This is a genomic window from Dictyobacter kobayashii, from assembly GCF_003967555.1.
Lineage (GTDB): Bacteria > Chloroflexota > Ktedonobacteria > Ktedonobacterales > Ktedonobacteraceae > Dictyobacter > Dictyobacter kobayashii.
Window position 1 is genome coordinate 2,691,007 of the sequence record NZ_BIFS01000001.1, and the last position, 20,361, is coordinate 2,711,367.

Annotated in this window: 20 protein-coding genes and 1 tRNA gene; 9 read left to right on the forward strand and 12 right to left on the reverse strand. The window is 50.7% G+C overall.

Translation table 11 applies throughout. The annotated features are described in order from the left end of the window. The first annotated feature begins 42 nt into the window (after nucleotides 1–42). The 4 genes from EL645_RS11880 to EL645_RS11895 all read left to right on the forward strand — a co-directional run bounded on the left by EL645_RS11880 (nucleotide 43) and on the right by EL645_RS11895 (nucleotide 3,116). On the forward strand, nucleotides 43–942 hold the full coding sequence (locus tag EL645_RS11880) for an ABC transporter ATP-binding protein (RefSeq protein WP_126550245.1): 900 nt from the start codon (nucleotides 43–45) through the stop codon (nucleotides 940–942). 43 nt (nucleotides 943–985) lie between these two features. After that, on the forward strand, nucleotides 986–1,795 hold the full coding sequence (locus EL645_RS11885; protein WP_126550247.1) for an ABC transporter permease: 810 nt from the start codon (nucleotides 986–988) through the stop codon (nucleotides 1,793–1,795). 100 nt (nucleotides 1,796–1,895) lie between these two features. Next, entirely contained in the window at nucleotides 1,896–2,159 is a 264-nt protein-coding gene (locus tag EL645_RS11890; protein ID WP_126550248.1) for a DUF8691 family protein, read from the forward strand. Between the two features lie 96 nt (nucleotides 2,160–2,255). Then, nucleotides 2,256–3,116, forward strand: coding sequence for a class I SAM-dependent methyltransferase (locus EL645_RS11895; protein WP_126550250.1), 861 nt, complete (start codon nucleotides 2,256–2,258; stop codon nucleotides 3,114–3,116). A 31-nt stretch (nucleotides 3,117–3,147) separates the two neighbouring features. Here EL645_RS11895 and EL645_RS11900 read toward each other — a convergent pair whose 3' ends face one another. The 3 genes from EL645_RS11900 to EL645_RS11910 all read right to left on the reverse strand — a co-directional run bounded on the left by EL645_RS11900 (nucleotide 3,148) and on the right by EL645_RS11910 (nucleotide 6,503). Further along, the gene (locus EL645_RS11900; protein ID WP_126550252.1) at nucleotides 3,148–3,804 is read right to left on the reverse strand and encodes a hypothetical protein; all 657 of its coding nucleotides are present in this window, start codon (nucleotides 3,802–3,804) and stop codon (nucleotides 3,148–3,150) included. A 305-nt stretch (nucleotides 3,805–4,109) separates the two neighbouring features. Then, nucleotides 4,110–5,312, reverse strand: coding sequence for a pyridoxal phosphate-dependent aminotransferase (locus tag EL645_RS11905; RefSeq protein WP_126550254.1), 1,203 nt, complete (start codon nucleotides 5,310–5,312; stop codon nucleotides 4,110–4,112). 24 nt (nucleotides 5,313–5,336) lie between these two features. Then, the gene (locus tag EL645_RS11910) at nucleotides 5,337–6,503 is read right to left on the reverse strand and encodes a M20 family metallopeptidase (RefSeq protein ID WP_161977316.1); all 1,167 of its coding nucleotides are present in this window, start codon (nucleotides 6,501–6,503) and stop codon (nucleotides 5,337–5,339) included. Between the two features lie 229 nt (nucleotides 6,504–6,732). Here EL645_RS11910 and EL645_RS11915 point away from each other — a divergent pair, with 229 nt between their 5' ends. Beyond that, a complete protein-coding gene (locus EL645_RS11915) occupies nucleotides 6,733–7,644 on the forward strand; it encodes an isoaspartyl peptidase/L-asparaginase family protein (RefSeq protein WP_126550258.1) in 912 nt (303 codons plus the stop codon). A 475-nt stretch (nucleotides 7,645–8,119) separates the two neighbouring features. On the opposite strand, the gene EL645_RS11920 is transcribed toward EL645_RS11915, so the two are convergent. From EL645_RS11920 to EL645_RS44095, 4 genes are all read right to left on the reverse strand, one after another. Next, nucleotides 8,120–8,455 (reverse strand): hypothetical protein, encoded by a 336-nt coding sequence (locus tag EL645_RS11920; protein ID WP_126550260.1) that lies wholly within the window; start codon nucleotides 8,453–8,455, stop codon nucleotides 8,120–8,122. Between the two features lie 8 nt (nucleotides 8,456–8,463). After that, nucleotides 8,464–9,324, reverse strand: a complete 861-nt coding sequence (locus tag EL645_RS11925) for a protein kinase domain-containing protein (RefSeq protein WP_126550262.1) — start codon at nucleotides 9,322–9,324, stop codon at nucleotides 8,464–8,466. A gap of 75 nt (nucleotides 9,325–9,399) precedes the next feature. Further along, nucleotides 9,400–9,972: an ROK family protein gene (locus EL645_RS44090; protein ID WP_126550264.1), complete on the reverse strand. Its 573-nt coding sequence runs from the start codon at nucleotides 9,970–9,972 to the stop codon at nucleotides 9,400–9,402. Beyond that, complete coding sequence (locus EL645_RS44095) at nucleotides 9,927–10,466, reverse strand: ROK family protein (protein WP_126550266.1); 540 nt, start codon at nucleotides 10,464–10,466, stop codon at nucleotides 9,927–9,929. Before EL645_RS44095 ends, EL645_RS44090 begins: the two co-directional genes overlap by 46 nt. A gap of 511 nt (nucleotides 10,467–10,977) precedes the next feature. Here EL645_RS44095 and EL645_RS11940 point away from each other — a divergent pair. After that, nucleotides 10,978–12,078, forward strand: coding sequence for an aminopeptidase (locus EL645_RS11940; RefSeq protein WP_126550268.1), 1,101 nt, complete (start codon nucleotides 10,978–10,980; stop codon nucleotides 12,076–12,078). Nucleotides 12,079–12,457: 379 nt separating this feature from the next. Here the strand turns inward: EL645_RS11940 and EL645_RS11945 are convergent, their stop codons facing one another. Together EL645_RS11945 and EL645_RS11950 are read right to left on the reverse strand one after the other, a co-directional pair. Then, nucleotides 12,458–13,645 (reverse strand): pentapeptide repeat-containing protein, encoded by a 1,188-nt coding sequence (locus EL645_RS11945; RefSeq protein WP_126550270.1) that lies wholly within the window; start codon nucleotides 13,643–13,645, stop codon nucleotides 12,458–12,460. 20 nt (nucleotides 13,646–13,665) lie between these two features. Further along, nucleotides 13,666–14,508: a putative RNA methyltransferase gene (locus EL645_RS11950; protein WP_161977317.1), complete on the reverse strand. Its 843-nt coding sequence runs from the start codon at nucleotides 14,506–14,508 to the stop codon at nucleotides 13,666–13,668. A 329-nt stretch (nucleotides 14,509–14,837) separates the two neighbouring features. On the opposite strand from EL645_RS11950, the gene EL645_RS11955 reads away from it, so the two are divergent. From EL645_RS11955 to EL645_RS11965, 3 genes are all read left to right on the forward strand, one after another. Next, entirely contained in the window at nucleotides 14,838–16,097 is a 1,260-nt protein-coding gene (locus EL645_RS11955) for an NAD(P)/FAD-dependent oxidoreductase (protein WP_126550274.1), read from the forward strand. A 264-nt stretch (nucleotides 16,098–16,361) separates the two neighbouring features. Continuing rightward, a tRNA-Pro gene (locus EL645_RS11960) sits at nucleotides 16,362–16,438 on the forward strand. A gap of 415 nt (nucleotides 16,439–16,853) precedes the next feature. Further along, complete coding sequence (locus EL645_RS11965; RefSeq protein ID WP_126550276.1) at nucleotides 16,854–17,417, forward strand: HNH endonuclease; 564 nt, start codon at nucleotides 16,854–16,856, stop codon at nucleotides 17,415–17,417. Nucleotides 17,418–17,800: 383 nt separating this feature from the next. Here the strand turns inward: EL645_RS11965 and EL645_RS11970 are convergent, their stop codons facing one another. The 3 genes from EL645_RS11970 to EL645_RS39250 are packed head-to-tail and all read right to left on the reverse strand — an operon-like array spanning nucleotide 17,801 to nucleotide 20,347. Continuing rightward, nucleotides 17,801–18,892 (reverse strand): ferric reductase-like transmembrane domain-containing protein, encoded by a 1,092-nt coding sequence (locus tag EL645_RS11970; RefSeq protein ID WP_161977318.1) that lies wholly within the window; start codon nucleotides 18,890–18,892, stop codon nucleotides 17,801–17,803. After that, on the reverse strand, nucleotides 18,886–19,899 hold the full coding sequence (locus EL645_RS11975; protein WP_161977319.1) for an FAD:protein FMN transferase: 1,014 nt from the start codon (nucleotides 19,897–19,899) through the stop codon (nucleotides 18,886–18,888). The genes EL645_RS11970 and EL645_RS11975 overlap by 7 nt, the downstream gene beginning before the upstream one ends. Beyond that, nucleotides 19,844–20,347 (reverse strand): hypothetical protein, encoded by a 504-nt coding sequence (locus tag EL645_RS39250; protein ID WP_161977320.1) that lies wholly within the window; start codon nucleotides 20,345–20,347, stop codon nucleotides 19,844–19,846. The genes EL645_RS11975 and EL645_RS39250 overlap by 56 nt, the downstream gene beginning before the upstream one ends. Nucleotides 20,348–20,361: the final 14 nt, after the last annotated feature.

Sequence of the window (20,361 nt, forward strand, 5' to 3'; positions counted from 1 at the left end):
TATCGGCCATGTAGAGATACATAACTTGAAGGAGCAAGATTAATGAACGCACAGAGCAGTATACCAGCCGTCACATTACAGCATGTCACAAAAAACTATGGCCAGGTCCAGGCTCTCAAGGATATCAATCTGACAATTCAACAGGGCGAGGTAGTCGCCTTCCTGGGACCAAACGGAGCAGGAAAATCTACTTCCATCTCTTTGATGCTCGGCACGCGCCGTCCTAGCAGTGGTCAGGTAGAGCTTTTAGGCGAGGACCCCCGCATTGCCAATCACCGCAAACGTATCGGCGTTATGCTACAGGAATCAGGCGTCCCCGAAACCTTGAAAGTTCGCGAACTGGTGGAACTGTTTGGGCGCTTTCATGATCAGCCCATGGACACCCGAGCAGCGATCAAAATGGCTGGCCTGGAAGAGAAAGCCAACTCCAGGTTAGCTCGTTTATCCGGTGGACAAAAACAACGTGTCTACTTTGCCCTGGCCCTGGTCGGCAATCCCGATGTGATTTTCCTGGATGAGCCCACCACCGGACTGGATGTAGAGGCCAGACGCAACTTCTGGGACCAGATCAACGATCAGGTCTCTATGGGCAAAACAATTATTCTGACCACCCATAATTTAGAAGAGGCCGATGCGCTAGCCAATCGCATTGTCGTCATCAATAAAGGAGAGATCATCGCGGACGGCACTCCCGGCGAGATCAAGCGCCATGTGGGCGGCAAACAAATACGCTTCCGCGCACCCGGGCTCAATCTGCTCGATCTACAGCAGATTGCTCAGACCGACAAGGTACAACATATCGGCGAAACCTTTGAGCTGTTCTCGATGCAGCCAGAACAGATATTGAGCCGCCTCTTCAAACAGGATATCGAGCTCAGCGATCTCGAAGTCGTAGGAGCCGGACTAGAAGAGGCTTTCCTCGCTCTCACCAGCGCAAAATAATGATAGCAGTATAGATTAAGAAGATAAAAGGGGAAAAATTATCATGACCACATCATCATCCACACCAACCATCGAAACCAGCCGTGTCAATAACACAAAGCAGAACAGGGCACATCCGTGGGGCTACTTCTTCTACTGTGAATTCTTGAAGATCCTGCGCAATCCGCCCGCCGTCGTCTTTGGCATTGGCTTCCCGACCCTGTTCTTTCTGATTTTCGCCAACGCCTTTGACGCCAAATATGCCCCTTCAATGCTGGCCCAGTATGCCGCCTATGGCGCGTTTGTGGTCTCCTTCCAGACCTTTAGTATCGCCATCGCCAGCGAGCGCAGCCAGGGCTGGAACAAACTATTGCGCACCACATCTATGAGTGCCACCCTTTATCTGGGTTCAAAATTCCTGGTCATCATCCTGACCGGCATAATCTCGCTGCTGACACTATTCGCGGTGGCGACTATCACGGGCCGCGTGCACATGGACATCAGCGTCTGGGCGCGCCTGTTCGGCTTTATGCTAATCGGCATGGTACCCTTCAGTCTTCTCGGCATCTTCCTGGGTTTCGTGGGCAGCACAAACCTGGCCCAGACCGTTTCAACCGTCTTGTCGCTCATTCTGGCCTTCGCCTCAGGCTTATTCGTACCCCTGCAATTCCTGCCTACCTTTGTTACTACGATCGCACCATACGTCCCAACATATCATCTTGGACAACTGGCCTGGTACGCAGTAAACGCCAGCTGGTCAATGGATAGCCATCCCTATTGGTTCCACCTGCTGATCCTGGGAGCATTCGCCATCGTATTCCTCATCCTGGCCGGCTGGGCCTATATCCGCGATGAAAATAAGAACTTCGCCTGAGCATTACAACCAGGGCAACCGGCCTTTCTGCTTGGAAAGACCAGCCGCCCTGGTCTTCTGCCTGTAAATTGAAAAGTTAGACATGAAAGGGCGAGCCACCATGAATTACCAGCACACACAGACTGCATTTTACCGTATCGTTGTAAGGGGAAGCCTGGATGAGAGTTGGTCAGAATGGTTTGACGGCCTGACGATCCTGGTCAATGAACAGGGGCAAACGGAGATCGCGGGAGAGCTACCAGACCAGGCGGCACTACATGGCATCCTGCAAAAGATTGGCAGCCTGGGATTGACCTTGCTGACGCTCCAGCTCGTTGAACCCACTCCGCCCCCAATCAATATACAGCCATCAGCAAATGAATAGAGGAGATTGACCCCCTCCAGAAGCTATGTTACAGTGAGGCTAACGAAATGTTATAAGTGTATCTAGCGACGAAAGTTGTAAGTGGAGTTGAGTCCTATGCCTTATCCAGCTGATCCCATTGTGCTTTCCTATGTACAGGCCGAGCAACTACTTAAAGCGCAGAAGCAGGGACAAAGCTCACTAGAGCTATCGCCCGACCTCGCCATCAGTACAGTGACGGTGCAACTATCAGATACAGGTGTGGTGTTTCCGCAGGGAGAACAACTCAGCTGGCAACAGGTAGAGAAGATCAAGCGTGCCGATGTAAACTGCTTTGTGCTGGAGGCCGGGGGTGAGCTAGATCCAATTCGATTTTTCTCAGAGGACACCAATCGCATGTGTAGCCTCATGCCAACCAAACGTACGCCCACCATGCTGATCGCCGGTTTCACCATGCACCGCATCGTCGATATTGATCCGATGCAAGATACTCTCAAAAAGGTGGCCACCATCGCTCCTCTGACGGGACGTGTCCTGGACACCGCGACAGGGCTGGGCTATACAGCGATCGAGGCCGCCAGGACCGCAGCAGAGGTGATCACCATTGAAATAGACCCGGGCGCCCAGGCTATCGCCCATCGGAACCCCTGGTCACGTGATCTATTTACCAATCCCAGAATTACCCAGCTCATGGGTAGCTCTTATGACCTGGTACCCACCTTTGAAGAGAATAGCTTTGACCGCATCATCCACGATCCACCCGTATTTAGTCTGGCCGGTGACCTCTACTCCGGCGTCTTTTATCAACAGCTCTATCGTATCCTGAAACGGGGAGGGCGCCTCTTCCACTATATCGGGGACCTCAATAGTAAATCGGCTGGTACCGTAACACGGGGGGCGCTCAAGCGTCTACAAGAAGCTGGCTTTAAACGCGTCGTACGCCATCCAGAGGCCTTTGGAGTCGCGGCATATAAATAAAGCGCCCTGAAAAGGGCGCATCTACACCGCATCAAATAGCCTGTTGTTCCCCACGGGCAGCAAAGAGGGCATGATCCTCAATGATATATTGCACGATCTGTTCGACAGAGCCATAGCGCGAATCGATCGGCCAGCGATCAGTGGTGCCATCGGGCCGCTGCACGTCTAGCCAGACATTTGCGTGGCTGGAATCATCGTTTGAACGCAGATGCAGCGCCAACCTCTGCACGCCGGCAAAATCCAATACTTTAAAGCGACGATTGCTAATAGATGAATAATTCATGCATTGCACCACACCCTCAGGGGTCAGGATTAACAGCGAATCGCGTATGCGACGACCAGCGCGGAACGCGAGAATACAGGTCAATAAGGCCACCAGAACTGGTAGTAGCCAGAAAAACAGGCTTAAATGTAAAAGCGAGGGCACAAATTTCTGCCAGTTGGTAGCATGTAAGGCAGGTTGAATACCAGCAGGAATATGGGAAGGAGTCTCAATTAACCAGCTTAAAATACTGAATGGTCCCAGAAAAAACAAGAGGGCCAGTTGAAGCAGACCCACAAAGATAAATACCAGCAGGGCCGAAAAGATAGCCAGGCTCAATGGTCTGCCTTTGCCATAAAATAAGCGCCAGCTCTCAGGCAATGGCCCCTGTAGTGCCTGTTCGAGGATAGCATCTGGTTGTAGCATAAAGAGCATCCTTTCATATCCATATATGCACATCTCTTGTGAACGCTTCATCCACCCATGATAGGGCTTTTTCATGTTCCTCTTTGGCGCCTGCGGCGCCGGGTTGGGAGTGTGGTGGGCGGCCGCGGCCCCACCACACTCCACACAGGAAAGAACGTCCATCGTATCGTTTGCTCGTGATCGCTAGACGAACATGAAAAAGCCCTGCACCCATGAGAGCAGCAATGTTCAATTACTTATACTCATCAAGTGGATGCACTGGATGCATAAATGCTCTTTATGCTATAAGCTTAAGCGCATGGATCTCAACGGTCAGCAAGCTGGCAGATAGCCTGGACACCGAGGGCTAGCTCTTCTTCTGAGGCTGCCAGCGAGATACGGACATATTCATCAGAGATAGTACCAAAACCATGGCCGGGTGTAACAGTGACATTGCTGGCGCTAATCAGATCGAGCGCAAACTGGCGACCACGTCGGGATTCACCATGGCGTCCACTGACATTGATCAGGGTATAGAATGCGCCATGTGGAGTATAACTATAACGTCCAAACTCCTTAAGCTGCTTTACCACCAGATCACGGCGTCGGCGATAGCTCTCGCGCATCTCTAGCACACAATCCTGTGGACCAGTGAGCGCGGCCGCTGCGGCCCTCTGGATGGGAGTACTGATATTGGTCAGGCTTGCATTAAGCACATCCACAATCGTCTTTGTCAGCCGCGTCCCGGCCACGACATAGCCGATGCGCCAGCCCGTCATCGCATAGGTCTTCGAGAAAGTATAGATACCAATAAAACGTCCCGCCTCAAACTCCTCACGCGAGAGCAGGCTCGCCGGGCTCACATGTTCACCCTCAAAAATGAGCTGATCATAACATTCATCTGAGAGCAGATAAAGATCATGGCGACGCGCGAATTCAAGCAGTTCAGCCATCACCTGGCGCGGGAAAACGGCTCCGGTCGGATTGCCAGGAGAATTGATCAAGAGCATGCGCGTGCGGGGAGTGACCTGTTGCTCTAATTGTTCAATAACCGGCAGCCACTCATTGGCCGGGTCCAATGGATAGGTCACCGGAATGGCGCCAGCGATCTGCAATTGGGGCAGATAGATTGGCCAGCAGGGATCAGGGATAAGCACTTCATCACCTGGATTCAGGGTAGCCAGCAGAGATGATAAAATACCGCCGGTACCGCCCATAGAGATCGCGATATTGTCGGGTTGCACCGTATACCCATTCACACGCGCAATTTTCTCGACCAGCAATTCACGCAGCCAGGGCCAGCCACTGGCCGGTCCATAGGTCTGTACTTCGCTGGTGATACTCTCACTGGCAGCCTGGCGAATATGCTCAGGTGTACGAAAGTTCGGCTCACCAATCTGCAGCCGAATTGGTGGAGGAAGCAACACACCACGCGCCTCAGCCTCGCGCTGCAATTGATCAGCATACGCGCCCAGCGAAACGATATCTGGCACAGGAAGTTCATGGAGTTCAGGTTTACCAAATTTCATATGCACTCACTATCCACATTAAGACTATTCACACAAACGTTGTAACAGCCCACTGACCAGGGCGATACGTACAGGTAACTGATCAACCTCAATATACTCATCAGGATTATGGGCCAGCCCGCCCGTGGCTCCCAGACCATCGATGGTCGGTACACCCAGCCCGGCCGTTGTATTGGCATCAGAAGCCCCGCCACTGGACACATCCTCAATCTGCAATCCCAGTTGCGCCCCTACCTGCTGTGCCAATCGTACCAGCTTCAAGCTCTCCTCTGTACGTTCAAAAGGCATATTGCTAACACCGCCCGACAGCACAATGCTCGTGCCATCTAGAACAGTATGGGAAGTCACCTGGCGCATAGCCTCTTCAATGGCCTTCAGGCCCGCTCGATCACTGACACGCACATCGATATCGCAATAGGCATAATCAGGAACAATATTGGTGCGCTCTCCCCCTTTGATGATACCTACATTCAAAGTGGCGCCAGGAATCGTACCATTGATAGCCTGCAGGGCTATCACCTGGTGCGAGAGCTCTAAAATAGCATTGCGACCCTTTTCAGGTTCCACACCCGCATGCGAAGAGAGTCCATGTGCCTCAACCCGATAGTTGGCGATTCCCCGACGAGCAGAGACAACACGATTAACAATCCGGCCAGGTTCCAACACCAATACCGCATCTGACTCACGAGCCAGTTTCCCAATCAAGGATCGGCTGGAGCGCGAGCCAACCTCTTCATCACTATTACAGACAAAGGTGATCGATTGATAATTAGCCAGGTGCGAGGCCAGCAAGAGCTGTACAGCATAGATACCAATGAGCACGCCCGACTTCATATCCAGTACTCCGGGTCCTTTAGCAATCGCTATACCATCCAATTGTGTACGTGAAAAAGGACGACGCACAGCCTCATCAGCGGGGAAAACAGTATCCATATGGCCAATTAAAAGAAGCCGAGCGCCCTGTGGATTATTGCCACGCTGGACCGCCACCAGGTGGTTACCGTATTCCTGCTGCTCATCGAAATAAGTATCAAAGCCAAGCCCCTGGAAACGCCGCTGTAGCCAGAGTCCCAGCCGATCAACGCCCGCCTTCACATACGTTCCAGAATCAATATTAACCATTGCCTGTAGATCGGCGAAAAATGGCTCCATCAGCGACTCAGCCTGCTCCACAAAAAAGCTCTTCGGCATGAAATCTTCCCCTTTATCATGCAATGCTGCATCCATGCTAACATGTCTGAACTCAAAAATCACAAATATGTCATTTGTAGGTTAGCAGCCTTAAGGAAACATTGTCAATGTCTATTGGATTTAAAAGGCGTAAGCTGCGGACGAAAATCGATTCACGGGTCGCCTGCTATTAGTGATACAATTGGCTCAGTATGTAGGCCTTATAAGCTTGAAAAGGGATCAATTATTTATGACAATTGCACTTATTGTTCATGGAGGCGCTGGCAACATCAGTCCTGAGCGGATGGCAGGCGCGAAAGAGGGTTGTAAAGAGGCAGCCAGAGTCGGCTGGGATGTACTGCAAGCTGGAGGTAGTGCCCTGGACGCGGTTGAAGCGGCGGTCAGAGCACTGGAAGATAATCCACAATTCAACGCGGGCCGGGGCGCGTGTCTAAATAAAGATGGCAAGATCGAATTGGACGCCGGCATCATGGATGGTTACACCTTGAACGTGGGTTCAGTTGCGGGGGTAGAATTCATTCAAAATCCCATCACCCTGGCGCGCCGTGTCTTAGAGAGCGAACATACCTTTCTGATCGGCGCGGGTGCCCAGTTTTTTGCTCGCGAGCAGGATATACCTCCTTGCCGTTATGAAGATCTGCTCACAGACTTCCAGTATAACGCCTGGAAAAATCATACACACAGCTCATTGACTTATGAGGCTAAAACCGATACCTATCAGGAAAAACCGCAAAAGCATGGGACGGTAGGCGCGGTAGCCATCGACAGTACAGGCAAACTAGCCGCGGCCACTTCAACGGGAGGTATTATGAACAAATATCCTGGCCGCGTTGGCGACTCTCCGCTTGTGGGCTGCGGGTTTTATGCTGATGAGTATGCCGCTATCTCGTGTACTGGCTATGGAGAAGATTTTACGCGCCTGACGATCGCGCAACGGGCTGCTGCCTATGTTGCCCATGGTCTGGATGCTCAGCAGGCTGGCCAGGCTGCCATCGACTTTCTAAGCCAGCATGCTGAGGGAGATGGTGGTTTAATTATTGTTGACCACCATGGCAATGTTTCTAAGGCGAGGAATAGTAGCCATATTGCTCATGCATATATGCATGAGCAATTGGCTGAGCCTTATGCTGACGTTCTATAAGAACGGTACGTGCGCTGACGCGCACGTACCGTTCTTTTCATATCGAAGCTACAAAAGTGCGCAGAGCGCACTTTTGTAGCTTCGATATATACATGCTTAAGAGCCAGGATAATTGTGCAGAGCGCACTTTTGTAGCTTCGATATATACATGCTTAAGAGCCAGGATAATTGTGCAAAGCGCACTTTCGTAGCTTCGATATATACATGCTTAAGAGCCAGGATAATTATGCAAAGCGCACTTTCGTAGCTTCGATATATATATGTTTAAAGAGCCAGGATAATTATGCAAAGCGCACTTTCGTAGCTTCGATATATATATGTTTAAAGAGCCAGGATAATTATGCAAAGCGCACTTTCGTAGAAAATAAGATTTTTTTATGAGTGACAGGGTTTCCAGCTCAGAATAATAATGAGGTGCCACAAATGCGCAAAGCGCATTTGTGGCACCTCATTATTATTCTGAGCTTTTAAATATTTAGTGGATTATTATGGTTGAGAGGTAGTAGCCGATGCCGAAGAAGAGTGCGAAAAGGATCAAGCCTAGAAGGATGAGCATGGGCATGTTGACGCGTTTCGGCTGGGCTCCGGTATCGTATGCGGCCTGGCGAGCAGCAGCCAGTTTGGCACTCATCGAAGTATCAAAGGTTGTTTGTGACTCATTTTGATCCAGAGTCATCATAAGACCGTTGGCATCAGAACGAGGGGCATAATCTACATCGGAGCGAGGGAGGTCACGCACACCGCTGAGAGGCTGGCTCAGCAAGCCACCAGAGCGTACCGGCGCAAATTGTGCCTGTGGTACCCCTGCCATCTGATTCTCTACCGCTTGATAGGCTGGCGCAAGTTGACCCGAAGAGACAGGGGGGCAGGTGGCTCCAATGCCTCGGCCAGCACTTTCAATTCAGCATGTAAAGTCTCGGGGGTAGAAATATATTGAGGATGTTGACGCACAATCGTCCGCGCAATGACTTCACAAACCTCGGGGGGCGCATTGCGCATAAAACGCAGGCGACCATCAGCTGGCGGCTCTACTGAGCGCGCATCAGGATTACGTCCCGCCAACAACTGATAAAGTAATAATCCAACCGCACGTGTATCATCGGCATGGCGGCCCTCACTGGCCTGGCCAGCGGGCAACTCAGGATCGGCGAAGACCGTCCCAGTACCGCCAATGACGTTCCAGGTAGAAAAATAAAAGTTATCGCCTGGCAAGGCAAAATTATTCACCCGCACCTGGCCACGACGATCACGTATAATCGAAGCCGGCGTAAGATCTCCATGACAAACCTTGCGCACCGGAGTACCGGCATATATCAGAGCCTGGCAGATCTGCACACCTAAATCGACCACATGATACGGGGAGAGTTGTGACTGCAGCAACGTGCCAAAATCATCGCCGTCCACATATTCCTGCACAATATATAACGCATCAGGTTCAACGATCAGGTCGTAGATGCCAATAATGTTAGGATGTGCAAATTGCGCGGTAGCACGAATCGCAGCACGATAAGCTGGAATGTGCTCGACTGCCGCGGATTTTATCGCGACAGTTCGTTGCAATACCTGGTCGAACCCCTGGTAGACAGCACAGGTTTGCCCCTGTTGTACCAAACGCTGTAGCAGGTAGCGTCTTTGAATGACCCGGCCTGTTTCCACTGTAAGCCTCTCAAGATTACGCACTTATACTTCCTTGCATCCAGATGAGTGAGTGTTCAAGCTCCAACCACAAGGTGGCAAATCTGAATGTCATAAGCATTATAGGTCTTGTAACGCTAATGTAACTGCACCCACAAGAGGAGCCTCCGATCCGAGGCTGCTCTGGGCGACACGTAAAGACTGACTTGCCTCGGGAAGACATAGCTCATGAATACGTTCCGATAAAGGCGCGATCAAAAGCTCGCCCGCATTGGCTCCCGGGCCTCCTAGAATAATCATACTAGGATTCACTAATTGCACGATGTTGGCTAAAGCTAAACCCAGATAAGTATGCACACCATGCACGACCCGCTGAGCGACTTGATCTCCCTCAGCAGCTAACTTAAAGATCTGTTCAACGGTAATGCGTTCCGCACGCCCGTCCGTTATACGCCGAATTGCCGCCTCGGTCTCAGGATATTCTACAGAGAGGCCGATCATCGTACGTACAATTGCATAGGCGGAAGCGATTGCCTCCAGATGCCCGATACCACCGCAGGAACAACGAGGCCCATCTTCCGTAACGATCATATGGCCAATTTCGCCAGCCGTACCTGTCGCGCCATGATAGACACGCCCATTCACCGCTAATCCACCACCAATACCACGGCCGAGACCAACAAAGAAAACCACTCGCTCCCGTGGCCAGCGCCATGTACGACTTCACCCAGTGCGGCAGCATTTGCATTATTATCAATAATACACGGCACACCTAACTTTTCAGCAAAATAGTCCTGTAGCGGAAAATTATCCCAGCCATGAGCATGATGGAGCCGCTTCACAATGCCATATTTAGCATCCACCAATCCACCAACTGCCACGCCAACGCGTAAGATCCGCCCATCGCGCAAACGATCCGGTTGGGCCACCTCTGCAATCATTTCATCGAGCAACTGCAGGACAGATTGGGTATCGAGAACATAATCCTGGGGGCGACGAACACGATGCAGAATAGTACCATTTAGATCTGCCAGGGCCACAGATTGGCGTGCACCACTACCACTCATTTCGATGCCGACAACATATCCCTGTGTGGCCAGCAAATTACCGCTAACTCGATGTACAGTAGGTTGGCCTGAAGAGCCTTCATTCCCAGCGGTCCTATCTGAAGTGGGCTGTGTAGTCACGGTTCGCTCTCCCTTCAATTCCGCACCAAAAATCCATGGCTGGAATCTAAGCTTGCTGCCTGCCTGCCATCCAGACAAATAAATGAGATCACAGTGTAGTACAAGCCCTTTTGTCAAATGACAGGGTATCTGCACATTAACTCAGTCTGGATGCTCAGAATTTAGATGATCCTATAATAAGGATTGAGCATTACTGGGACAACGGGTTTAGTATATCATACAGAATTAGTAACGCAAAGTTCGCTAGGAGGCCTGTCCCAGTTTTTACCAATAGCAGCCAGTTATGGTGTAGCTGAGTATTTACATTTTCTCATCTATAGCATATAGTTTGTGGTAGATGTAGAGAAAAATGGCCATATAGTCCTGGTTCGTTTATATTCACAACTACCGATCATCTCTACTTTTGAGTTCTAGCTACCCACGTCTCAACATAACATAAAACACATCAGTGTGTGCCATGGGTGCCAACCCTGCTGATATACATGTCACTTGAGGACAGAAAGGAAAAAGCATGGCAGATTCACGCTTACAAAAACTGGCAAAAGTACTGGTTAATTACTCGCTGGCCCTCAAGCCAGGCGACACATTTATCCTTAAAGGACCTGCAATTGCTGCTCCATTGCTCAAAGAAATTTACCGTGAGGCCATCCGTGCTGGTGCCCATGTTACTCCCTCCATTTCAATAGATGGCATGGAAGAGATTTTCTTTGCAGAAAGCAGCGAAGAGCAGCTCAAATATATTTCGCCGGTCGCAGAGTTTCAGATGAATCATTTTGATGCGCAGTTCACCATCATCGCCGACGAGAATACCAAAGCCCTCAGCAACATCGATCCGCAAAAATTGGCGCTGCGCAGTGCGGCCAGTGCTGCCATCTCCAAGCGCTTCATGGAGCGCTCCGCCACCAACGAGCTACGCTGGTCTCTCACTCTCTATCCAACCCAGGCCCATGCCATGGATGCAGGCATGTCCCTGAGCGAATACGAAGACTTTGTCTTCAATGCCGGCCTGCTCGACCAGGATGATCCGGTCGCCGCCTGGAAAAAGGTCCAGCAAGAGCAGCAACATATCGCTGACTACCTGGACAAACATGATGAAATCCATATTGTCGCCCCTGGAACTGATCTCACCTACCACGTAGCTGGTCGCAAATGGATCAGTTGCGCCGGCGACAAAAACTTTCCTGACGGCGAGGTTTTCACCGGCCCGATTGAAAACTCCGTTAATGGTTATGTCAGCTTCACCTATCCAGCTGTCTATAATGGCAATGAGGTAGAGAATGTGCGGCTGGTCTTCAAAGATGGCAAAGTTGTGGAGAGTAGCGCGGGTCGTGGAGAAGAGTTCCTCAATGCTATGCTCGACATGGATGCCGGCTCTCGCTATCTAGGAGAAGTGGCCTTCGGACTCAACTATAACATTCAGCGCTTCACCAAAGAGATCCTTTTTGATGAAAAAATCGGTGGCACCATGCACATGGCCCTGGGAGCTGGCTACCCCGAGACTGGCTCCAGCAACGAGTCCGGCCTGCACTGGGATATGGTCTGTGACCTGCATGCTGGTAAAGTTTATGCAGACGGTGAGCTTTGCTATGAGAATGGAAAGTTTATTATCTAACGCTCACATCGCGTTAGATAATTATATTAAATTGTAATCTTTCCTACGTGTTCGCGCATGACAGTCTTCATTTTTAAAAGTGGTATAAACAAAGCTCAACACTCTCGCCGCAGGCGAGAGTGTTGGAAGGATTTGGTGGGGAACACCCCACACCCCGGCAGGAGGGGCTCGCCGCCCCACCCGCTTGATCGCGGGGCGCCTGCACCTCCCTGCTTGCTACAACGCTTAAAAGGAAAATGCGCGGATGCGTTGATAGCATAAAAAAAAGAGACACCAGATCTGGCGTCTCTTTTGTGAATATGTAATAAATTATACCTGACTTTCCTCCAAAAATCAAGGTTTTTTCGGGTTCTACTAAAAATTGGGTCACGCGATTAGGTTAGAAAGCATCCAGCACTGTTTTTTCGAGGATGGCCTCTGGCCAGTGGTCTGGGAACTCTGGTAGCCAGGTACGTATGCGAGGTAGCTCATCTTCATCAATCTCATAGGCCCCACAGTGCGTCTGGTTAAAGCTGGCTCCTTCTAGATGAGCACCATAGAGATTGGCGCCCGCCAGGTAAGCAGAGCTGAGATTGGCTGTTTCCAGATGAGCGCCGCGCAGGTCGGCTCCAATTAGACGCACGCGGCATAGATTGGCTCCCTCCAGGTGGGCTCCGCGTAAGTCGGCTCCCTCTAACAGGGCTGGATAGCGACCAGTGAGCGTGACCAACTCCAGGTGAGCGCGAATGAGGCTGGCCCCTTCTAGATGGACGCCTCCCATGTCGCTGCCCGTCAAGACCGCGCCCGATAGGTCGGCCCCCTGTAAATAGGCTCCGCCAAAATTAGTTTCAGCCGCATATAGCGCGCTCAGATCGGCGTACTCAAAGTGGACATAGCTAAAATCAGCATGAGAAACGGTAGCATGGCTTAGATCAGCACCCCGTAAATGAGCACCTACCAGGTAGGCTCCAGTGAGATCCGCTCCACTCAAGCAGGCACCATTGATATGAGCGCCAATCAGATTCGCCTCACCCAAAAAGGCACGTTTAAGGGTCGCCCCCTCTAGATTCGCTCCGCCGATCTCAGCCAGTTCCAGGACCGCTTCGTCAAGGCTGGCACCATTTAGATAAGCGCCATTGAGGGCCGCAGCATGCAGTTGTGCCCCATCCAACCGCGCTCCTTCTAGATGGGCGCGGGCCATCTCCCGTTCCTCAACGCTGGCAGGCAACCAGTCAGACCAGGCCAGGCCAGCGTAGGAGCGGGACAGCGGTAGCTGCCGTAAATCTACATCACGTAGCACTGCCCCACGCAGATCCAGTCCCGCACGATGATGTTGCGCTGGATCTTGCCAATCCACAGGCCCACGATCCTGCTCATGAATTGACAGCAACCACTCGACATCCGCCCGCGTCAAAGCCAGTTCACGAAAAGGATATCGACCACTGGCAATATCCGGTACAATTGCAAGTCGTGTGCGCAAGAATTGCTGCCGCTCCTCCATAAGCAGAGGCTCTCGGCGCCAGGGTTGTCCCTGCTCATGCCAGTAGCAGGACCAATCAAAATCAATCTGTGATTCATGTGTTAGCATAAGTTTATAGACACTTCCACTTATTTATGTTGTAAGACGAGGTAGACAAAATCGACTGTCGTCGTGAGAGCATGCAGCGCGGTCATCCGTAACCGACTCTCCTCCGACTGATGCCAGTAATTGGGGGTCATCATTACTACCTGCGCAATCTCTTCCTGCCTTAAATCTAATTCATATGTTAGAGAACGGGTAGCCAGCAAATCAAAGGAGCCGGCAAATTGTTCAACCACATGTTGCTGTTTATTTTCCTCGATATTTAGCAATTGTAAAGACTGTCGTAACTCTTCCAGGTGGCGAGGGCCAGGAATCACAATCAGTAGCGGAGCGCCTGGTTTGAGGACACGAGCATATTCAGCCACATTGCGCGGCGCAAAGATATTCAACATCCCCGCCAACCCTTGATCGGCCAGCGGCAGCGTCTCTTTCAGATTAGCGACCATAAAAAAAGCCTCAGGATATTTCCTGGCTGCCATGCGAATCGCATCTTTAGAAATATCGATGCCCAGCCCCTGTAGAGGTATATGATTGGCCCTCAGCGACTCCTGTAAGCGGCTCAGATAGTAACCTTCCCCACAGCCCGCATCCAGTAGATACAACGGACCGGCCTCAGTGGTTGGGAGATGCTCCAGCATCAGGCTATTCAACAGTTCAGACACGGGCAAATAATAACCTTTATCAAAAAAAGCCCGGCGCGCGATGACCATCTCTTTAGTATCGCCCGGCAATTTTTTGCGCAACAAATTAACATAGCCCTCTTTTGCCACATCAAATGAATGGGCCTGCTCGCAACGTAACGTCCCATTCTGGAAAGACAGCGCTAATCCACAAACAGGGCAAGCCAGCACCTCCTCAACAGCAGTCAAAACCATCATACCTTCCACTCAACTTTTCTATTTGCTCTAACACTCCACATAATATTTAAAAACAATCGTCAACCCCGCCTGGTCGCGGCTAGCTACGCCGCTACATTTCAGTCATGGCAGCAGATCAGATTTTCGCCTGTGCTCATACAATTGAATGGTATCATAAGATGAGCACAGCTGGTTACTCAAATAGTCATATCTATATTCGCCTGATTAAGGGTATATGATAGAATGATAACAGAATATCATTGTACTCACTATGTGAGTCCATGTCACTTATAGCATTTTTCGTGGATTAAAAAGAAAAAGCGTAGCGAGGATTAAGAAGCATGGAATACGCGGTGCTCGGTGGTGGTGCTCTAGGATTAATGGCTGCATATCGGCTGACACAGGCCGGTCATTCAGTAATGGTCTTTGAACGCGAAGGAATGGCCGGTGGACTGGCTTCAGGTTTTCAAGTTGGTGATACCTGGCTAGAAAAATTTTATCATCATATTTTCCGTTCCGATAAGACAGCGATTCAGGTCATTGAAGAATTAGGATTAGGAGATCGCCTGGAGTGGCAGCATCCACGTACCGTCAGCCTGGTTGGTGGTCAAAATCATCAGCTAGATGATCCTATCTCGCTGCTCAAGTTTACCCCCCTCTCTCTCTATGAACGCTTACGCGTGGGAGCGACCCTGGCCTTCCTGAAGGTTGCCAATCCAGCGTGGCTGGAAGGTAAAACAGCTGATCCCTGGCTACGGAGCTGGATGGGACAGCGGCCCTATCAAATGATTTTTGAGACGCTCTTTGTAGGTAAGTTTGGCAAGCTCTATGATCAGATCGCGCTTCCCTGGTTCTGGGCGCGTATCCATGATCGGACAGCTCAGCTGGGCTATGTGCGTGGTGGCTTTCAACTGGTCTATGAACGCCTGGTTGAGCGCATTACGCAAGGCGATGGCAAGCTATTGCTCAACACCAGTGTTGAAGAGGTAGTCCAAAATGGAGAGGGCTGGACCGTCAAAACGAACCAGGGTAGCTGGGACTTCGATAGGGTGATCTCTACATTACCAACACGGCTAAGTTGTAAACTCATCCCATCCCTGCCTGAAGACTATCGTCAGAAATATGATTGGGGCCAGGCCTATGGGGCCCACTGCTTGATCCTGGCGCTCGATCGCAAGCTAACCGACAGTTATTGGATCAATTTGTGTGATAAAGGTTATCCCTTTACAGGTATTTTTGAGCACACTAACTTCCGCGATCCAGCTGAGTATGGCGGCCACCACCTGGTCTATCTGGGCAACTACCGGCCCATGGATGATGCTATCTTCAAAAAAGAGAAAGAAGAGCTAATCAAAGAATTCACGCCCGCCATTCAAAAGCTGGCACCCGACTTTCAAGCCGATTGGATCCAGGAGAGCTGGGCCTTCTCAGCACCATATGCCCAACCAATCGTGACAACCGAATATCGGGAACATATTCCCACCCTGCAACCACCACTCCCCAATCTGTGGATCGCCAACATGTTCCAGATCTATCCCCATGATCGTGGACAAAATTATTCGTTAGAACTGGCGGATAAACTCGTTAAGCAGATACTCTAGCTATTACAAGCATTTCCCGTCCTTATGTTGTATCTAAGGGCGGGAAATGGAAAAAGCGATTTTTTTGAAAAACTTCAGAATTTTGAAGAATTTTAAATTACTCTGAAAAAACCGTCTGAGAGCTTGTAAAAAGCTTGCGGGATGTGCTATAATAGCCATGAGCAGAGCAAAAGCACGTCTCACGTGCGATTATCTGCATCGTTGTCAGTCAAGCGTAGACTCAGCTCGTGGATAGTTTTAGCGGGTTTATTGCATGAATGTCACCGGGGTGTAGCGCAGTCGGCTAGCGCGCAGCGTTCGGGACGCTGAGGTCGGAGGTTCAAGTCCTCTCACCCCGACCAGGATGACACATACTTTCCCTTCTGGGAGTCAGGAGCATCACAATCCAAACGAGGATCGTTAGTGCGTATAGACAGAAGTATGTGTCATAATTTTTTTCTCAGGCACAAAGGAGATCATAGAATGCAGGGATATCAGATATACTGTACAGTCGGTATAAACGGCTGTCATCTGATAGGTCTGCATGCCATCGCGAGTACGGAAAGCGCACAACCGATGGTGGGCAGGGACATACCTGCCGTGCCTGTTTCTCCTGGACATGCAATGCATTCCCACCCCTATCCACCAAGTCGTCGCAGGCGGCGCTAGAGGCTGCGGGATTGGTTTTTCAACTCGAATCCATCCTTGCTCAGTTCTCTTCCTCGCTGTCTGTGTGTGTTATCCATCGGCTCTGACAGAGAGGAAGGAAAGCCATTCATGCCTGTTCTTGTGTTGAATTCCTCGTTACAGCCTCTCTCGGTCATTCCGGAGCGTCGTCTCATCGTATTGCTGTCAAAACAAAAAGTGACATTTGTAGATGAGAATGTTCGTGAGTTGATCGAAGAGAGCATTCAACTTCGTCGTCTTGAGCTAGAGCGTCCAGTTATTGTACAGTTACTGGCAAATGTGCGTGTACCTCGTGTAGCGCTTCAACCAACACGTACAAATATCCTGTTACGCGATGATGAAACCTGCCAGTATTGTGGAAAACGTAGCCGTGATCTGACGCTCGACCATATTATCCCACGTTCCCGCGGTGGACAGAGCACATGGGAGAACCTGGTCGCTTGCTGCAAGCATTGCAACGGCAAAAAAGGGAATCGGCTCTTAAAAGAGGTCAATATGCATCTTTTGCGGCAACCACGTGCGTTGACGCAGGAATATGCTGGCTTCTTCTTGCTTCGCTATCCTAAGTTGCGCGAAGCTTATGAGCAATTCTTGCTTACTGCAATGGGAACTCCAATGCCGCAAGTACATAGCAAACATGGTTTGAGTGCATAAGTCAAATAATAAGTAGAAACACCGTTATTATTCTTTTTATATAGTAGCCGGGTGTGATGGAGTACATGTTTCGCTAGCTGAGCGAAACATATACTCCATCACACCCATTTCTTCTTGTTGACTTCTTCATTTATTCTGTATTCTCGCGCCTGCGGCGCGGGGTGGATTTTTTGTGTAGCATGGGAAAGAGGCGGCCGCGGCCGCCTCTTTCCCATGCTACACAGATGTTTGAGAGATTGTGTTTCTCTCCCATGCTACACAGATGTTTGAGAGATTGTGTTTCTCTCCCATGCTACACAGATGTTTGAGAGATTGTGTTTCTCTCCCATACTACACAGATGTTTGAGAGAGGGTGTTTCCTTCGACTCCTGGCTCTTTAGCTTTTAGAGGCTGCCGTTGGTAGAATTTGTGCTGTTTCCGCTGGTGATGGTGCCAGTTACCTGGCCATTATCAGCTACTTGTAGCTTCATTTGTATTTGTAGCTGGTTACTACTGCTGGTCGTACTTGTGAGGGCGGCCGATAAGTTCCATTGGTCAGAGGCATCAAATTGGGTCAGAGAGCCAGTGTAGAGCGGCTGACCGCTGTTTGATAATAAGGTTACAGAGGAAGAGGTAATGGATAGTATATTATTATCGGTGGCCTGCCCCTGCAATAGCACCTGTACGTTACCGCTAGGTCCGTTGGAGATGGCCATATTAAGGCGTATAGTGACATTTCCATTGAAGCGCGAGGTGCGCTGGGTCATCTGGCCCTGTAGATTGCCTGTAAAGGATTGTGGAAAGACAGTCTGGGAGGTTGCTGCGGTTGTGCTACTCTGGGTAGCCGTTGAGGCTGCCCAACCTGGCTGCAGGGGTCCCAGTACAGCCCAGAAGGTTCCAAAGGCGATCAGTACGACCATTGCCAGGGCTAGAACAGGATGTGAGCGGCGCTGGCGTGTACCTGTGGGTAGAACAAGGCGCGTTACCAATAGCCCTCCAACCAATAGGACACTCAGGGCATATATGCCACTCCCCCACCAGGTCTGTGTATCAGTTCCTGAGGCGATACCATGCACCACCACAACAGCATATAGTAACAACGTCAGGATGTGCAGGCGTCTCCACCAGACATAGCCAATAATGGGGCGTAGCAGAGTGCTCAGGCCGATAGCCAGGCCAATGTAGAGGCCGACAATGCCAAGTGCCATCCAGACAGGACGATAGTGGCTGGCCAGGGGTATCAGCATCTCATTCCAGCCAAATTTAGTAAATGGGTCCAGCCAGACGGCCAGTACATGCACGCCTGTAAAAATGAGCGCCAGCAAGGTGACGAAGTTATGCAGTTCGTTATTGATCAGGCGTGGCCAGCGGTTGGACTGCAGGTGCGAGGACAGGGCCAGGCCCAGGGCTACAGCCAGGGTTAGTAAGAAAAAAGCTGTAAAGCCACCCGCACGCGCCACATTCCAGGTGACTGTCTCCCATATATTTATTACCATTGCTGCACCTCATTCTTATTCGCTTCCTGCATAGATTCCTGTGGCCAGGGACCAACAGTTAGCGCAGAGCCATCCTCCAATACCAGGAGAGCGGCCAGGCCATGCTGGCTCAGGAATGCACTACCTTTATCTATTCCCAATAGAAAGGCCACCTTGGCGGCCACCTCTGCCTGTTTACATTGAGCGGCAGCTACGGTAACCGACCAGAGCTGCGTCTGCGCTGGGAGCCCTGTCCGAGGATCCAGCAGATGGTGGCGCAATTCCGTCCCCTGGCGCCAGTGGCGGCGACCAATGCCAGAAGTAGCCAGAGCGCCATGGTGGAACGGAACCACCCAGGTACGAGTCTTCCCTTGAATCTCAATCGGCCACTGATGAAATCCGATGGGCATGCCAGAAACTGCCAGATCGCCACCTGCGTTTACCAGGGCGGTCTCAATCCCTTCGCGCCTCAAGCTCTCCAAAGCGGCATCGACAGCCATCCCTTTGGCAATCCCCCCAAACTCCACCTGGATACCAGCGGGCATAGTTACTAAGCGTAAAGGTGGATTCAGCTGGATCTCGCGCCAGCGTCCACCTGGTACAATGGTGTTTTTTACCGTAGAGGGCTGCTGAGAAATCTCTTCGAAAGTACGGTCATAGCCAAGCTGTACAAGCTGGTTGAGCAAGGTAGGATCATACAATCCATCGGTCGAGCGGGCCGCGTCAAGGGCACTACTCAAGACCGAAAAGAGGAGCTTACTTACAATAACTGGTTTGCCGGCCAGCTGATTCAGCTGTGTCAACTCGCTATCAGGCAAAAAACGACTCAGCGTGCGCTCCCAATGTTCAAACAGGGTACGGATAATCTCAGCTCCTAGAGTAAATTGTTCCTCAGGTAAGAGGAATGAGATCTGCGTGCCCATGGCATGAAACTGCGAACGTCGTACACCTGCCGGTAAGACATAATCAGGCTCAAGAAGCATGTGAACCGGAAATGGCGGGTTGTTGTCCTGAGTTATCGTTTCCAAATCCATATCCTCCCTGGCCTTGATTGTTATTGTTGTTGTTATTATTAAAGAAACCACCATTGTCGGATGGTGTTGTCGTAGTATTATTACTGTTATTAGTATCAGGATTGCTGGCAGGGGTTTGTTGATTGGCATTGGCACTGACAGCATTGGCCGCGACCAGGCCACTCAGGAGACCAAAGGCTACGAGTGAGCCTGCTACCAGACCTCTTTTCCATTTCCGGACCAGTGCCAGCGCTTCAGCCTTTGGCATTTTAGTGGAACGCGCAGGGGTCTTCTCTGCATGGATAGTCCTGGCAGGAGCTGGTTGCACCGGGGGCAGTTGATTCTGATAGAATGTGCTATGCTCTGTAGAAGGGACCGCATCTACGTATGGGCCGTATTGTTCATAAGGTCGATAAGGCAAATTAGATTGCCCTTCGAACGTATTTTCATCAAAAGAAGGCATAATTTTTATCTCCA

Excerpts from the sequence above, each read along its gene's own strand:
- EL645_RS11920 (WP_126550260.1), bottom strand. The coding sequence starts at position 8,455 with ATGGCAGGGGTACCACAGGCACAATTTGCGCCGGTACGCTCTGGTGGC.
- EL645_RS11915 (WP_126550258.1), top strand. The coding sequence starts at position 6,733 with ATGACAATTGCACTTATTGTTCATGGAGGCGCTGGCAACATCAGTCCT.
- EL645_RS11880 (WP_126550245.1), top strand. The coding sequence starts at position 43 with ATGAACGCACAGAGCAGTATACCAGCCGTCACATTACAGCATGTCACA.
- EL645_RS11955 (WP_126550274.1), top strand. The coding sequence starts at position 14,838 with ATGGAATACGCGGTGCTCGGTGGTGGTGCTCTAGGATTAATGGCTGCA.
- EL645_RS11885 (WP_126550247.1), top strand. The coding sequence starts at position 986 with ATGACCACATCATCATCCACACCAACCATCGAAACCAGCCGTGTCAAT.
- EL645_RS11895 (WP_126550250.1), top strand. The coding sequence starts at position 2,256 with ATGCCTTATCCAGCTGATCCCATTGTGCTTTCCTATGTACAGGCCGAG.
- EL645_RS11965 (WP_126550276.1), top strand. The coding sequence starts at position 16,854 with ATGCCTGTTCTTGTGTTGAATTCCTCGTTACAGCCTCTCTCGGTCATT.
- EL645_RS39250 (WP_161977320.1), bottom strand. The coding sequence starts at position 20,347 with ATGCCTTCTTTTGATGAAAATACGTTCGAAGGGCAATCTAATTTGCCT.
- EL645_RS11905 (WP_126550254.1), bottom strand. The coding sequence starts at position 5,312 with ATGAAATTTGGTAAACCTGAACTCCATGAACTTCCTGTGCCAGATATC.
- EL645_RS11890 (WP_126550248.1), top strand. The coding sequence starts at position 1,896 with ATGAATTACCAGCACACACAGACTGCATTTTACCGTATCGTTGTAAGG.
- EL645_RS11970 (WP_161977318.1), bottom strand. The coding sequence starts at position 18,892 with ATGGTAATAAATATATGGGAGACAGTCACCTGGAATGTGGCGCGTGCG.
- EL645_RS11945 (WP_126550270.1), bottom strand. The coding sequence starts at position 13,645 with ATGCTAACACATGAATCACAGATTGATTTTGATTGGTCCTGCTACTGG.
- EL645_RS11910 (WP_161977316.1), bottom strand. The coding sequence starts at position 6,503 with ATGCCGAAGAGCTTTTTTGTGGAGCAGGCTGAGTCGCTGATGGAGCCA.
- EL645_RS11940 (WP_126550268.1), top strand. The coding sequence starts at position 10,978 with ATGGCAGATTCACGCTTACAAAAACTGGCAAAAGTACTGGTTAATTAC.
- EL645_RS11900 (WP_126550252.1), bottom strand. The coding sequence starts at position 3,804 with ATGCTACAACCAGATGCTATCCTCGAACAGGCACTACAGGGGCCATTG.